Source organism: Nonomuraea sp. NPDC051191 (genome assembly GCF_044455665.1).
Taxonomy (GTDB): domain Bacteria; phylum Actinomycetota; class Actinomycetes; order Streptosporangiales; family Streptosporangiaceae; genus Nonomuraea.
The window spans coordinates 528,441-542,694 of sequence record NZ_JBITEZ010000004.1 but is presented as its reverse complement, the minus strand read 5'-3'; the positions used below and the strand labels follow the sequence as shown (position 1 = coordinate 542,694).

At 72.2% G+C, this 14,254-nt stretch carries 12 protein-coding genes; 6 read left to right on the top strand and 6 right to left on the bottom strand.

All coding sequences use genetic code 11. The features are described 5' to 3' along the window. The first annotated feature begins 16 nt into the window (after positions 1-16). The 3 genes from ACIA8R_RS14280 to ACIA8R_RS14270 all read left to right on the top strand — a co-directional run bounded on the left by ACIA8R_RS14280 (position 17) and on the right by ACIA8R_RS14270 (position 5,010). Positions 17-1,303 carry a cysteine--tRNA ligase gene (locus ACIA8R_RS14280; RefSeq protein ID WP_364098693.1) on the top strand — a complete coding sequence of 429 codons (1,287 nt, stop codon included), beginning with the start codon at positions 17-19 and terminating at the stop codon, positions 1,301-1,303. 119 nt (positions 1,304-1,422) lie between these two features. Next, positions 1,423-3,909, top strand: a complete 2,487-nt coding sequence (locus ACIA8R_RS14275; RefSeq protein ID WP_364098690.1) for a penicillin acylase family protein — start codon at positions 1,423-1,425, stop codon at positions 3,907-3,909. Positions 3,910-4,158: 249 nt separating this feature from the next. Next, positions 4,159-5,010 (top strand): hypothetical protein, encoded by an 852-nt coding sequence (locus tag ACIA8R_RS14270; protein ID WP_397038571.1) that lies wholly within the window; start codon positions 4,159-4,161, stop codon positions 5,008-5,010. Between the two features lie 15 nt (positions 5,011-5,025). Here ACIA8R_RS14270 and ACIA8R_RS14265 read toward each other — a convergent pair whose 3' ends face one another. After that, complete coding sequence (locus ACIA8R_RS14265; protein ID WP_364098684.1) at positions 5,026-5,451, bottom strand: hypothetical protein; 426 nt, start codon at positions 5,449-5,451, stop codon at positions 5,026-5,028. A 321-nt stretch (positions 5,452-5,772) separates the two neighbouring features. Here ACIA8R_RS14265 and ACIA8R_RS14260 point away from each other — a divergent pair, with 321 nt between their 5' ends. Next, positions 5,773-6,510, top strand: a complete 738-nt coding sequence (locus tag ACIA8R_RS14260) for a hypothetical protein (RefSeq protein WP_397038569.1) — start codon at positions 5,773-5,775, stop codon at positions 6,508-6,510. 422 nt (positions 6,511-6,932) lie between these two features. Continuing rightward, positions 6,933-7,385 carry a hypothetical protein gene (locus ACIA8R_RS14255; RefSeq protein WP_364098679.1) on the top strand — a complete coding sequence of 151 codons (453 nt, stop codon included), beginning with the start codon at positions 6,933-6,935 and terminating at the stop codon, positions 7,383-7,385. A gap of 221 nt (positions 7,386-7,606) precedes the next feature. On the opposite strand, the gene ACIA8R_RS14250 is transcribed toward ACIA8R_RS14255, so the two are convergent. Genes ACIA8R_RS14250 through mshB form a run of 3 tightly spaced genes read right to left on the bottom strand, consistent with a single transcriptional unit; the run spans position 7,607 to position 9,479 of the window. Beyond that, entirely contained in the window at positions 7,607-8,101 is a 495-nt protein-coding gene (locus ACIA8R_RS14250; protein WP_397038567.1) for a flavin reductase family protein, read from the bottom strand. 17 nt (positions 8,102-8,118) lie between these two features. Continuing rightward, positions 8,119-8,538, bottom strand: a complete 420-nt coding sequence (locus ACIA8R_RS14245; RefSeq protein ID WP_357704219.1) for a DUF6113 family protein — start codon at positions 8,536-8,538, stop codon at positions 8,119-8,121. 11 nt (positions 8,539-8,549) lie between these two features. Beyond that, positions 8,550-9,479: an N-acetyl-1-D-myo-inositol-2-amino-2-deoxy-alpha-D-glucopyranoside deacetylase gene (mshB, locus tag ACIA8R_RS14240; RefSeq protein ID WP_357704217.1), complete on the bottom strand. Its 930-nt coding sequence runs from the start codon at positions 9,477-9,479 to the stop codon at positions 8,550-8,552. Positions 9,480-9,523: 44 nt separating this feature from the next. Here mshB and ACIA8R_RS14235 point away from each other — a divergent pair, with 44 nt between their 5' ends. Beyond that, positions 9,524-11,590: a DPP IV N-terminal domain-containing protein gene (locus ACIA8R_RS14235; protein ID WP_397038564.1), complete on the top strand. Its 2,067-nt coding sequence runs from the start codon at positions 9,524-9,526 to the stop codon at positions 11,588-11,590. Here the strand turns inward: ACIA8R_RS14235 and ACIA8R_RS14230 are convergent. Next, positions 11,587-12,450 (bottom strand): hypothetical protein, encoded by an 864-nt coding sequence (locus ACIA8R_RS14230; RefSeq protein WP_364098670.1) that lies wholly within the window; start codon positions 12,448-12,450, stop codon positions 11,587-11,589. The genes ACIA8R_RS14235 and ACIA8R_RS14230 overlap by 4 nt on opposite strands. Positions 12,451-12,477: 27 nt before the next feature. Beyond that, complete coding sequence (locus ACIA8R_RS14225) at positions 12,478-14,253, bottom strand: ABC transporter ATP-binding protein (RefSeq protein ID WP_397038561.1); 1,776 nt, start codon at positions 14,251-14,253, stop codon at positions 12,478-12,480. Position 14,254 lies beyond the last annotated feature (1 nt).

The following is a 14,254-nucleotide window of genomic DNA, read 5'->3' as shown; positions in this document are numbered from 1 at the left end:
GGGCTAGGCTCGGGTGATGTTGCGGATCCACGACACCCGGGCCAGGCAGGTCGAGGAGCTCGCGGGCGGGCGGGCGGTGCGCATGTACACGTGCGGGCCGGCGCCCGGCCGCCGCGCCCATCTGGGCGACCTGCGCACGTACGTGCTGTCCGACCTGGTCAGGAGGGTGCTGGAGCGGCGGCGTACGCGGGTCGTGGCGTGCCGCAACGTCACCGACCTCTGGCCGCTCGCCGGGGAAGGTCCTGGGCCTGACCTGGTCCGCCGCCACGAGGACGACTTCAGGAGCGACACGGCCGCGCTCAACCTCCGGCCGCCGGAGCACAGCCCGCGTTCCAGCGAGACCGTCGACGCGATGATCGAGCTGATCGTCAGGCTCGTCGAGCGGGGGCACGCGTACGCGGCGCCGGACGGCTCGGTGAACTTCGACGTACGGACGTTCCCGACGTACGGGGAGATCTCTGGCAAGCGTCTGGACGACGTCAAGCCCGGCGAGCCGTCCGGCTGGGCCCTGTGGCTACCCGCAGACGACGACCAGGGCCGGGACGCACCCTGGGGGCGTGGCCTGCCCGGCCCGCACGTGGAGTGCTCGGCCATGTCGCTGCGCCACCTCGGCGAACGGATCGACCTCCACCTCGGCGACGCCGGCCTGCGCTTCCCGCACCACGAGGACGTACGCGCCCAGTCGGACGCGGCGACCGGCCACGAGGTGGTGCGCCACTGGGTGCACGGCGGGAGCCTGCTGTTCGACGGGCGCGAGCCGGCCGGGTCCACGGGGAACGTGGTGCTGCTGCCGGACGTGGTGGCGGCCGGGCTCGACCCGCTGGCGGCGCGCCTGGCGTTCCTGGAGCACCACTACCGGCAGCGGCTCGACCTCACCTGGGACGTCCTACGGGCCGCCGACCGCACGGTCCGGCGGTGGCGGGCGCGGGTGGCCGAGTGGTCGGAGTCGCCCAGCGCGCCCATGGCCTCCTCGTACGCCGAGCGCGTCGAGTCCGCCTTCGACGACGACCTGGACACCCCGGCGGCGCTGCGGATCCTGCGGGAGCTGGAGCGGGACGAGTCGGTGGCGCCCGGGTCGAAGTTCGAGACGTTCCTGCACCTGGACCAGGTGCTGGCGCTCGACCTGTCCACGGAGATCGGCAAGCCCCGGGGGCTGCCCGCCGGGGCCGGTGAGCTGCTGGAGCGGCGCGACCGCGCGCTGGAGGCGAACGACTGGGCGGCGGCCGACCTGCTGCGGGACGAGCTGGCCGAGCTGGGGGTCCGCGTCACCGACACGCCCGAGGGGCAGAGCTGGGCCCTCTGATCGGGAGCAACTCCGCCCAAGGCGCTCCGACCACCTGAATCGGCCGGAGCAGTGAGCCGGTACTGCCAGACTTGTTCCAGTTCGGCAAGATGGAGGTATCGGTGAGACCCTTTGCGTGGATGCCGTGGCCTTTGCGGTGGTTCGCCCGGGTGTTGACCGTGCTTCTCGCGCTGGCGATCGTGCTGGCCGGGGTCCTGGTGTACACCGTACGGAAATCATTCCCACAGCTGGACGGGACGCTGCGGTTGCCCGGCCTAACCGGCAAAGTAGAGATTTATCGCGATAAATCGGGGATTCCGCACATCTACGCCGACACTTCGGCGGACCTGTTCATGGCGCAGGGTTTCGTCCACGCCCAGGACCGGTTCTTCGAGATGGACTTCCGCCGCCACACCACCGCCGGACGCCTCTCCGAGCTGTTCGGCAAGGCCACGCTCGGCAACGACAAGGCGCTGCGGACCATGGGCTGGCGCAGGGTGGCCGAGCAGGAGCTGCCCGGCCTCGACCGGCAGACCCAGGACTTCCTGGCCGCGTACGCCAAGGGCGTGAACGCCTGGCTGGACGCCAACCCCAACGCCTCCGACCGCAGCCTCGAATACTCGGTGCTCAAGCTGCAGAACGGCGACTACCGGCCGGAGAAGTGGACCGCGGTCGACTCCGTCGCCTGGCTCAAGGCCATGGCCTGGGACCTGCGTTCCAACATGGAGGACGAGATCGACCGCGCCCTGGCGCTGACCAAGCTGCCCAAGGAGCGCGTCGACCAGCTCTACCCCGGCTACCCGTACGACCGGCACGCCCCGATCGTCGGCGAGGGCGCGCTCTCCCAGGGCCGCTACGACCAGCGGGCCGAGCCGCAGACCGGCGGCGTGCGCGCGCTCTCCCAGGCCGCCGCGACGCTGGACGCCGTGCCGAGCACGATGAGCAGCGAGGAGCGCGAGGGCATCGGGTCCAACTCCTGGGTGGTCTCCGGCCGGCACACCACCGGCGGCAAGCCGCTGCTGGCCAACGACCCGCACCTGTCGCCGCAGATGCCGTCCGTCTGGTACCAGGCCGGGCTGCACTGCAGGACGCTGTCCGCGAAGTGCCCGTACGACGTCACCGGGTTCACCTTCTCCGGCGTGCCCGGCGTGATCATCGGGCACAACGACAAGATCTCGTGGGGGTTCACGAACCTCGGTCCCGACGTGGCCGACCTCTTCCTGGAGAAGGTGGACGGCGACACGTACCTGTACAAGGGCGAGCAGGTCAAGCTGGAGACCAGGCAGGAGCAGATCAAGGTGGCGGGCGGCGACCCCGTCACGATCACCGTGAAGAGCACCCGGCACGGTCCGCTGATCAACGAGGTGATGGAGGACGCCCGGCCCAGCGGCGAGGCGAACGCCGTGGCGCTCCAATGGACCGCGCTCACCCCCGGCAGGACCGTGGACGCGATCTTCGCGCTCAACAAGGCGGGCGACTGGCCCGAGTTCCGGTCGGCGGCGGCGCTGTTCGAGGTGCCGTCCCAGAACCTGATCTACGCCGACACCAGCGGCAAGATCGGCTACCAGGCGCCCGGGCGCATCCCCGTACGGGAGAAGGGCGACGGCACCTGGCCGGTGCCCGGCTGGACGGGCGAGTACGACTGGAAGGCCGAGCCCATCCCCTACGACCAGCTCCCCACGCTGGAGGACCCGGCCGACGGGTTCATCGTCACGGCCAACAACGCCGTCATCGACCCCCGCCGCTACAAGCCGCTGCTGACCAAGGACTGGTCCTACGGCTACCGCTCCCAGCGCATCCGCGAGCTCGTCGAGAACGCGATCGCGAAGGGCAAGATCGACGCCGGGACGATGTCGGACATCCAGCAGGACACCTCCAACGAGTTCGCCGAGACGCTGGTGCCCGCGCTGCTGCAGGTGGACCTGGCCGGGTCCGCCCGCCAGGCCCGCGAGCTGCTCCGGAACTGGGACCACTCCCAGGGGCTCGACTCCGCGCCCGCCGCCTACTACAACGCGGTGTGGCGGCACCTGCTCATGCTCACGTTCGACGACGACCTTCCCGAGCAGGTGTGGCCCGCCGGCGGCGACCGCTGGTACGACGTCGTCGCCAACCTCCTCACCGCCCCCGAGGACCCCTTCTGGGACGACGTGACCACCAAGAACCTCACCGAGACCCGCGACGACATGCTGCGGCAGGCGATGGCCTCGGCGTACCAGGAGCTGTCCGAGCTGTTCGGCACGGACGTCAAGTCCTGGAAGTGGGGCGATCTGCACCAGCTCGAACTGGTCAACGGCACGCTCGGCACCTCGGGCCTCGCGCCGGTGGAGGCGCTGTTCAACCGCGGCCCGTTCGCCGTCCCGGGCAACAAGGACGCGGTGAACGCGACCGGGTGGAACGTGCAGAAGGGGTACGGGGTCACCGCGGTGCCGTCGATGCGCATGGTCGTGGACCTGTCGGACCTGGACAAGTCCCGCTGGATCAACCTGACGGGCGCCTCGGGACACGCCTTCCACGACAACTACTGGGACCAGGCCGAATCCTGGGCCCGAGGCGACCTCCTCCCGATGTACTCCAAGCCCGAGTCCGTCAAGAACGCCGCCACCCACACCCTCACCCTCACCCCCTGACCCACCGCGCCGGCCCCCGCCCCGGGGCCGGCACCCATTTCCCGCCCGAGTTCCGCGAGCCGCGCCTCCCGACCGCGACTTCCGGGCGGCGGGACCGAAACCCTGGGCCGCGCCTGAGTGTCGGCACCCCGCTCGTGCGTCCGGGGGCGCGCGTTCCGGTCGGCGCGTCCGATGTACGACCGTGGTTGTAGTCGAAGGCCAGACCGTGGTCCGACGCGCAGGCGAACCCGCCGCTGTCAGCATGGCCGCATGACTCGCCTCCGGTACTCCGATCGCCTCTGGTACTCCGTCGGGGTCTTCCTCCTGCTCGTGGGCCTGGCACACCTGGGCGTGCTCGTCGTGGCGGGCGGTCCGTGGGAGGGGGCCGTGTCGTGGCGCAAGCCGTTCACGTTCGGGGTGTCGTTCGGGTTGAGCGTGCTGACCCTGACCTGGGTGTCCCAGTGGTTACGGCTGCGCGCCCGTCCCCTCGTCCTCGGGGCGTTCGCGGTGGCCTCCACGGTCGAGGTGGCCCTGATCACCCTTCAGGCGTGGCGCGGGGTGCCGTCCCACTTCAACATGGAGACCCCCCTCGACACGGCCATCGCCCGCACGCTGGCCGCGTTCGGCGTCACGCTCATCGTCATCGCGATCACCATGACGATCGCCGCCTTCCGCCCGGCTCCGGCGGTCGCCCCGAGCACCCGGCTGGCCGTGCGGGCCGGTTTCGCCACGCTGCTGGCGTCCATGGTGTTCGGCGGAATCATGATCGCCCGTGGCGTGGTCGAGGTGGTGACGGGCAACCAGCAGCTCGCCTACACGGTGGCCACCGCGCTCAAACCGGCCCACGCCGTGCTCATGCACGGGGTGCTCCTCCTGCCGGCCCTGTCCTGGCTGCTGTCCCGCACGCTCCCGTCCGAGGGCGCGCGGCTGAGGGCCGTACGCCTGGCCACCTGGGCGTACGTCGCGGTGGCCGCGCTGGTGTCCGGCCTGGCCGTGGCCGGGGTCGCGGTCGTGGGGCCGTCCACGGCGTCGGTGTCGTCCGCCGGCGCGATCTCGGGTCTCGCCATCGTCGCGATCGCCCTGGGCCGGCTCAGACCCGGCCTCCCCCAGGAGAAGCTTTGAGGACGCGGGAATGGGTCAGCCGTTATGCCGTCGCGCCCTCCGCCACCACACGGGGGCACGCGGGTATCCACCGTCGTCGAGGTCGGCCAGCCGCTCGAACACGTTGTACGACGCCTGATGCCCGCACACGACGACCGACATCAGCATGGCCAGCATGTAGAGCGGGAGCATCGGCAGCCCGACGCAGCAGGCCCACTGGGTGGCGTGCCGTCCTTCGTGCCGGATGAGCCGGTCGTCCAGCCAGTTGTGCCTGGTCAGGACGACGTTCCCCACCGTGAACGCGCCCGCGACGGGGAAGCGGTAGCGGTAGCCGAAGGCGAGGATGAGCCCGTCGGGGCCGGGTTGGCGGGCCGCGCCGCCGACGATCGAGATCAGTAGGCCGAGCGGGGTGGCGAGGTTCAGATAGTTCACCACCCGCCGGAACCGATAGCGCCTGTTCATGCGTCTCAGTCTTGACCAATCTTGACAAGTCGGAATAATGATCTGCGTCCTGAAATCTCCCACAAGAGCAGGATTATGAGATTTTCCATCCTGGGCGCGCTGCTCGGCACCGTTGCACTGGCCGGAGCCGGCGGAGTCGCGATCACCCAGACATCAGCCACCGATCCCCTACGATCCACCGATTCTCCCTCCGGCGCGCAGGTGGCGTTACCCGTCGCCGCGACCCCGACGGCAACACCGACGGCGACACCCACGGCGACGCCCACGGTCGGGGATTACACCGCCACGACGAAGGTGGTCAAGAAGAAGGGCGTCTCGTACTTGAATGTATCCGTCAAGTACGAGGGTGCGGCCCGCTTCACCGTGAAGCAGAAGGTGTGCAGGAGCAAGTCCTGCAAGAGCGCCACCGCCCAGGTCCCCGTCACCACCGGGGCCGGGGCGACCACGAAGAAGCTGGGCAAGGGCACGTACAAGGCGAGGGGCAAGCCGGCCGTCAAGGTCCAGCCGCTGCCCTGGCCGACCCGCACCGTGACGGTCTCACCGACCGCCACGGCCGCGCCGAGCGCGACGGCGACCGTGACGTCCACGGTGACCGAGCAGGCGACGGTGACCGCCACGGTCACCCAGCCCGGTCCCACCGTGACCGTGCCCGGCCCGACGGTGACCGTGCCGGGGCCGACCGAGACGGTGACGTTCACCTGTCAGCCTGCCCCGCCGACGGACACCCTCCCGCCCCCCGAACCGCCGACCGCCACGCCGTCGACCTCGGTCTCGGAGACCCCGGAGATGCCGGAGGCGCAGGCCCAGGCCGCCCCACCGGCGACCGACACCCCGACCCCGACCCCCACCCCGACGCCGACGCCGACGCCGGACGTCCCGACCGACAACCCGACAAACGTGCCGACCGACGTACCGACGGACGTCCCCACGGGCGCACCGACGGACTTCCCGACGTGCGCGCCGCCGACGGACCTCCCCTCCGAGACCCCGACCGCGACCTCGTCGGACACCGGCTCTCCCACCGACACCCCCACGCCGCCGGAGACCCCCGCCCAGTAACCGACCGACACCACGCTTCACCCCGGGCCAGGCACAAACGCCTGGCCCGGCCCCATGTCCACCCCCGGACCGTGACCAGGAAGCCCGCCCGTGCGCCAGCCCGTCGCCCCGGCAGGTCCCGCCCACGGTGGCGGACCGGTGATGACGTGCCGGGCACGGGCCACCGACGGTGACGGCGACCTCGGTGTCAGGCGGGTGCCGGTGGCGTCCGGACCGGTGCAGTTACGGTGACGCCCGGGCCGGTGCGGATACGGTGGCGTCCGGGCCGGTGCGGATACGGTGGCGTCCGGGCCGACGACAGTGGCGGACAGTGACGGCTCCCTGGGCGGCCCGCCTTGGCGGGGTGTGTCTCACAGATCAGGGCCGAGCGGCGCTCCTGCGGGGACGTCGCCCGCCCTTTCCTTGAGCTCGACGAAGATCGCGTGGGTCTCGGTGTCGCCGATGTTCCGCCCGGCGTGCTCCTGGGCGCCGAGCCACCGGGCCTGCCCCGCCTCCAGGGCCAGCTCGACCTGCTGCCCGACCCCGTGGCCCGGCTGGACCTGGTGATGGCCGCCTTCACGCAGCTCACCCTCGACTGGGAACCGCAGTTGCGCACCTCGCTGCGGCTGTCCCTGCAACCCGGTGCCGCCCAGCCGCACCTGCGCGGCGGCCGCGCCATCGGCTGGATCGAGGACGCCCTGGCCCCGCTCCGCGACACCCACCCCGGCCTGGACGTCCACCGCCTGGCCGTGGCGATCCGCTCGGCCACCGGCATCGAGTCGCTGGTCTGGCTCACCGACATCGCCGGGCTCACCCACCGGCAGGCGGCCGACACCATGCGCCGGTCGGCGCGGGCCCTCCTGTCCGCCGCCCTCGACGAGCACACCCACCCTTGACGGGACAGACGCGTTGACCGCGACGCCCCGCCCTGACCGAAGCGACCCGCCCTTGCCCGGCACGGGCCTCCGCACCACGCGAGCCTCCGCACCACGCGCGCCGCCGCCCGCGGGATCAGGCGCCGCGGGATCACGCGGGGCCGTGGGGTCAGACGGGGGCCGTGGGGGCAGGCGGGGCCGTGGGGTCAGGCGGGGCCGTGGGGTCAGGCGGGGCCGTGGGGTCAGAGGTTCTTGTAGCGGCCGTCGTGGTACAGCAGCGGAGGCCCGTCCGCCGGGGTGCCGAGGGCCGTCACCCGGCCGAGCACGATCGAGTGGTCCCCGCCGTCGTACACCGCCGTCGTGGCGACCTCCACCGTGGCCAGGGCGCCCGTGAACAGTGCCACCCCCGAGTCCCCGCGATGGTGCTCCCACCGGGACAGTTGCCCGTTCAGCGGACGGCCGCGATGGGCGAAGAAGCGGGAGACGTCCTCCATGGAGGCGTGCAGCACCGACACCCCCCACACCCCGGCCTCGACCACCGCGTCGTGGAAACGGGCCACCTTCTCGGCGCAGAACAGCACGAGCAGGGGATCGAGGGACACCGACGTGAAGGAGTTGACGGTCATCGCGTGGTCCACGCCGTCGAGCCGGGTCGTGACGATCGCGACTCCCGTGGCGAAGCGGCCGACGACCTTACGGTAGTTTCCCGGGTCCACATGCCGCTCTATGGAATGCACGACGTTACTTTATGCCTCTACGTCGGATTCTTTGGAGGTGGGTATCCCCGCAACAACCACGATCCCCCACCCGATGAGGGCGAGAACATGAACGCCACCACGAGAGCCAGCAATCCGCCATACAGGTAGACATACCCCGCAGCCCCCTGGGAGATCACCAGATCCCCGGCGCTGAGCTGGAGCGTGAACGGCATCGTGACCAGCAGCCAGCCGAGCCCGGTCGCGAACGCCGCCAGCTTCGTCCGCATGAGCCTGCCCGCCCCCAGCGGGATCAGGAACAGCGCCAGCACCCACCCGATCGCCGCCCACGGCACGGCGCCGTGCTGGTCCTGGGCGTGCGTAAACCCGCCCACGACCCCGAGCACGACACCCAGCACGAACAGCATGCCGTACGCCGCCCCGCCCAGCGCCGACTCCGTCTGGCTGCGATGCTCCATGGGCAACGAGGTTAGTGGATGCCCGCGAAGAGATCGTTCTCGCGGTTGTGCGGCTCGCCGAGCCCCCCGGCGTCGACGGGCGGTCCTGGCACCGGCCGACCGGGCACGCCGATGGCCAGGACGAAGTGCTCCACGCCGAGCACCTCCTGCCCGATGTTGTTGGACAGGGCGTACCACGGGCCGTCCACGGTGATCTGGGTGGCGTGGGCGCGCATGGCCTCCCGCTTGTTGCCGACCCAGGGGCGGGCGTCGATCTCGGTGGTGATGTCCTCGTCGGGGCTGCCGAAGGGCACGTCGTCGACGTCCTCGACGAGGAAGCCGTTGCCCGAGTCGCGCATCGCCTCGGCCGTGCGCCGCATGACGGACCTGGGCACGGCCGTGTGGTAGAACTTCGCGATCTGCCACGGCTCGTCCTGGCGCGGGGCCGGACGGCCACCCGGGACGTAGTCGGGCTTGGCGGCCAGCTCGAAGGCGCGGCGGGCCACCCGGTGGGCCTGGATGTGGTCGGGATGGCCGTAGAAGCCGTTGGCGTCGTACGTCACCAGCACCTGCGGGCGCACCTCGCGGATGACCTTGACCAGCTCGCCGGCCGCGTCGTCGAGGTCGGCCTGCCAGAAGGCGTTCGGCCGGTCGTTGGAGGCGACGCCCATCATGCCGGAGTCGCGCCAGCGGCCCGGCGTGCCGAGGAAGCGATGGTCCTCGACGCCGAGCGCCTGGCAGGCGGCCGCCAGCTCGCCGATCCGGTACGGCCCGAGCAGGTCGTCGCGGTCGGCCGCCAGGTGGGCGAGGTCGGCGGGAATGACCTCGCCCTCCTCTCCGAGCGTGCAGGTCACCAGCGTGACGTGGGCGCCTTCCGCGACGTATTTGGCCATGGTCGCGCCGGTGCCGATCGACTCGTCATCCGGATGGGCGTGCACGAGCAGCAGGCGTCGATCAGTCATAGTCATGAGCGTAACAATGGCTGGATACTGGCAGGATTGAGCCCATGAGTGAGAGCTTCCCGCGACTGTCGGCAAGGACCCGCCGGTTCACCCTGGGAGTGCCCAGGGGGTTCACGATCTCGCCCGACGGCGGACGAGTGGTCTTCCTGCGCACGAAATCCGGCACCGACCCGGTCACCTGCCTGTGGGAGCTCGACACCGAAACCCACGTCGAACGCCTGGTGGTCGACCCCCGTACCCTCCACGCCGACGACGAGGACCTGCCGCCGGAGGAGCGCGCGCGGCGCGAGCGCAGCCGTGAGGCCGCGGGCGGCGTGGTGGCCTACGGCCCCGACACGGCGCTGACCAGGGCGGCCTTCGCCCTGTCCGGCGGGCTCTACGTCGTCGAGCTGGCGAGCGGCGAGACCCGCAGGCTGGAGACGCCGGGCGCGGTCGTCGACCCCCGGCTGTCCCCCGACGGGCGGCAGGTCGCCTACGTCACCGGCGGCGCGCTGTACGTCCAGGACCTCGCCTCGGGGCGCGGCCAGGTGCTCGCCACGCCGGAGTCGCCGACCGTCACCTACGGCCTGGCCGAGTTCATCGCCGCCGAGGAGATGGACCGGATGCGCGGCTACTGGTGGTCCCCGTCGGGCGACGCGCTGCTGGTCGAGCGGGCCGACGAGGAGCCGGTCGACACCTGGTACATCGCCGACCCGGCCAACCCCTCGCGTCCGGCCGTCGCCCAGCGCTACCCGGCGGCGGGCACACCCAACGCCCGCACCGAGCTGTTCGTGCTCGGGCTCGACGGGTCGCGGGTGGCGGTGCCGTACGAGGAGGAGTACCTGACGACGGCCGCCTGGGACGACCACGCGCTGTCGATCGTGACGATGACGCGCGACCAGAAGACGTTGCGGCTGTTCTCCGTCGACCCGGCGACCGGCCGGTCCACGCCGGTCCGCGAGGACACCGACCCGGCCTGGGTCGACATCGTGACCGGCGTGCCCGCCCACCTCGACGACGGCTCGCTGGTCTGGGTGGCCACGTCCGAGGGCGGGCACCGGCTGTTCGTCGGCGACCGCGCGGTCACGCCGCCCACTCTCCAGGTGCGCTCGGTGCTCGACGTCGACCACGACAGCGTGCTGTTCAGCGCGAGCGGCGGCGACCCGACCGACGTCCATCTGTGGACCTGGGACGGTCACTCGCTGCTGCCGGTCTCGACCCGTTCCGGGGTGTTCTCGGGGCGGATGTCCGGCGGCGTCGGCGTGCTGTCGGAGCAGAGCCTCGACGCCGAGGGCGTCTCGACCACGGTGGTGCGGCGCGACGGCATGGCGGTCCCGATCCCGTCGTACGCCGAGCGTCCCGGGCTCGACCTGCGGGTGTCGCTGGGGCGTTCGGGCCGCCGGGAGCTGGCCACGGCCGTGGTGCTGCCGTCCTGGTACGAGCAGGGCTCGGGCAGGCTGCCGGTCCTGATGGACCCCTACGGCGGCCCGCACGCCCAGCGGGTGCTCAACCGGCGCGGCGCGTTCCTGGAGAGCCAGTGGTTCGCCGAGCAGGGCTTCGCCGTGATCGTGGCCGACGGGCGCGGCACGCCGGGCCGCGGTCCCGCGTTCGAGCGGGCGGTGCTGGGCGACCTGGCGACCCCGGCCCTTGAGGACCAGATCGACGCCCTGCAGGGCGTGGCCGAGCAGTACCCCGACGACCTCGACCTGTCGAGGGTGGCCATCCGCGGCTGGTCGTTCGGCGGCTTCCTGGCCGCGCTCGCCGTGCTGCGGCGTCCCGACGTGTTCCACGCGGCGGTGGCCGGCGCGCCGGTGACCGACTGGCGGCTCTACGACACCTGCTACACCGAGCGCTACCTGGGCCACCCCGACGAGCAGCCCGAGGTCTACGACAACTCCTCGCTGTTCGCCGACGCGCCCAAGCTCGAACGCCCGCTGCTGCTGGTCCACGGCCTGGCCGACGACAACGTGGTGGCCGCCCACACGCTGCGCCTGTCCTCGGCCCTGCTCGCGGCCGGTCGCCAGCACAGCGTGCTGCCGCTCTCGGGCGTGACGCACATGACGCCCCAGGAGGTCGTCGCCGAGAACCTGCTCCTGCTCCAGGTCGACTTCCTGAAGAAGGCGCTGGGCTAGGCGGCCCGGAGGGCGTCGAGCAGCCTCGACGCCCCCAGGCCGATCAGCACGACCATCCCCATGACCAGCATGAACACCCACACAGGGGCGCCGAGGTAGGCGAGCAGGCCCTGCGCGACGGCCAGGATCAGCACGCCGAGCACGGTGCCCGCGACGCCGGCGCGCTCGCCGTACGGGCTGGTGCCTCCGAGGAGGACGGCGGCGAGCGCGAACACGGTGCTGTAGAGCCCCTGGCTGCCGGGGGTCGCCGCGCCGAGGCGCAGCAGCAGCGCGATGCCGCCCGCGGCGGCGAGCATGCTCGACCCGGCGAGCCCGAGCACCGCGCCGGGCCAGCCGGCGCCCAGGTCCTTGCGCACCTCCTGCCGGGTCCACAGCAGGCCGCCGGCGATCGAGACGACCGCGAACACGGCGAACCCGAGCGGGCCGGGATAGAGCGCGGCGGTCTCCAGGGGGATCGTCCCGCCGCCGAGCAGCGCGACGACCAGGGCCTCGCACACGACGGCGGCCCCGAGCGTGACGGCCCAGGCCGGGGCGGACAACACCATCGTGAACACGCTCATGGCGACCCCCGCGAGCCCGGCGAGCACGAGCGCAAGCAGCATCGCCAGCGGCAGCGGCACCCCGGCGGTCGCCGTGGACGCCACGAAGGCGCCGCTCGCGGCGGCGACCGCGCCCACGGCGAGGTTGGGCGTGCCGGTGCGCAGCGACAGGCCGAACCCCATGACGATCAGTCCGAGCTGCCCGGTCTGGGCGAGGACGTCGAGGACGAGCTCACTGCGCGTGGTGATCAGGACCAGCGCCAGGCCCAGGACGGCGAGGAGTCCGAGCACGCCTTCCCAGGCGCGCTGCCAGGTGCTCACTCCGACGATGCTGACAGCGCCGGACGATCACCGCAACCCCCCGGGCGTCGCCTGAGGGGCGGCGGGGGTGCCGTGCCAGCTCGCCCACAGGGCCGCGTACGAGCCGCCCTCGGCGACCAGCTCGTCGTGCGGGCCCAGCTCGATGATCCGGCCGTCCTCCACGACGGCCACCCGGTCGGCGTCGTGCGCGGTGTACAGCCGGTGGGCGATGGCGATCACCGTACGGCCCTCCAGGACGGCCGCCAGCGAGCGTTCCAGGTTCCGCGCGGCCCGCGGGTCGATCAGCGAGGTGGCCTCGTCGAGCACCAGCGTGTGCGGGTCGGCGAGGACCAGCCGCGCCAGGGCGAGCTGCTGGGCCTGGGCGGGCGGCACGGCCGTGCCGCCGGACCCGACCTCGGTCTCCAGCCCTTCGGGCAGGCCGTCCACCCAGTCGAGCGCGTCGACCGCGGCCAGCGCCGCGCGCACCGCCGCGTCGTCCGCGTCGGGGCGGGCGATCAGCAGGTTGTCGCGGACGGTGCCCTTGAAGACGTGGTGCTCCTGGGTGACCAGCGCGACGTGCCCGCGCAGGTCGTCGAGCGGCAGGTCGACCAGCGGCACGCCGCCCACGCTGACCTCGCCGGTACGCGGCCCGTGGATGCCGGCCAGCAGCCGTCCGAGGGTGGACTTGCCCGCCCCGGACGGGCCGACCATGGCCAGCCGCTCGCCCTGCTCGACGGTCAGCGACACGCCGTGCAGCACGTCGCGGCCCTCGCGGTAGGCGTACCGGACGTCGTCGGCCTTCAGCAGCTCGCCGGCCGGGCGGGCGGCGGAGGGCTCGCGGTCGTCGGGCACGTTGGCCACGCCGAGCAGCCGGGCCATGGCCGCGCCGCCCACCTGGAGCTCGTCGATCCACATGAGGAACCGGTCGAGCGGGTCGATGAGCTGCTGGGCGTAGACGACGGCGGCGGTGACCTGCTGGAGCGTCACCCAGCCGTTGGTGTAGAACAGGCCGCCGACCAGCAGCGTCGAGACCACCGGGATCACGTAGCCCAGCTCGACGGCGGGGAACCAGATCGTCCGCAGGCCGAGGGTGTACCGCTCGGCGGCGTAGGAGCGGCCGATGTCGCCGTCGGTGCGCCGGCGACGGCGTTCCTGCAGGCCCAGCGCCTCCACGGCCCTGGCGCCCTCGACGGTCTCGGCCAGCCCTTCGGTCATGTCGGCGTACGCGGCGTTCTCGCGCAGGTAGCCGTCGCGCGCCCGCTTCAGGTACCAGCGGGTCGCGAACCAGATCAGCGGGCCGGCGACGAGCATCGGCAGCATGAGCAGCGGGCTGACCAGCACCAGCGCGCCCACGGTGATCACGAAGGTGACCAGCGCGATGAGCGTCTCGGGCACGGCGTGCCGGACGGTCCTGGACAGGGAGTCGACGTCGCGGGACGTGCGGGTGATCAGGTCGCCCGCGCCGGCCCGCTCGACCGTGGACAGCGGCAGGCCGAGCACCCGGTCGACGAACTCCTCGCGCAGCTCGGCCAGCACCTTCTCGCCCAGCCTGGCCGAGGCCAGCACGGCGAAGCGGATCAGCAGGCCCTGGAGGAAGAGGAACGCGCCGATGACGACGGCCACGAGCAGCCCGTTGACCTCGCCGCCGTCCTGGACGGTCTGGACCAGGCTGCCGAGCTGCCACGGCACGACGAGCCCGGCGACGGCGGCCAGGCCGTGCAGGGCCAGCGCGACGGTGAGCTGGCGCGGGTACTTCAGCGTCAGCCTGCGCGCGTAGGCGCGTACCTGTTTCCGGTCGGCGACCGGCAGGATCTCGCGGGCCATG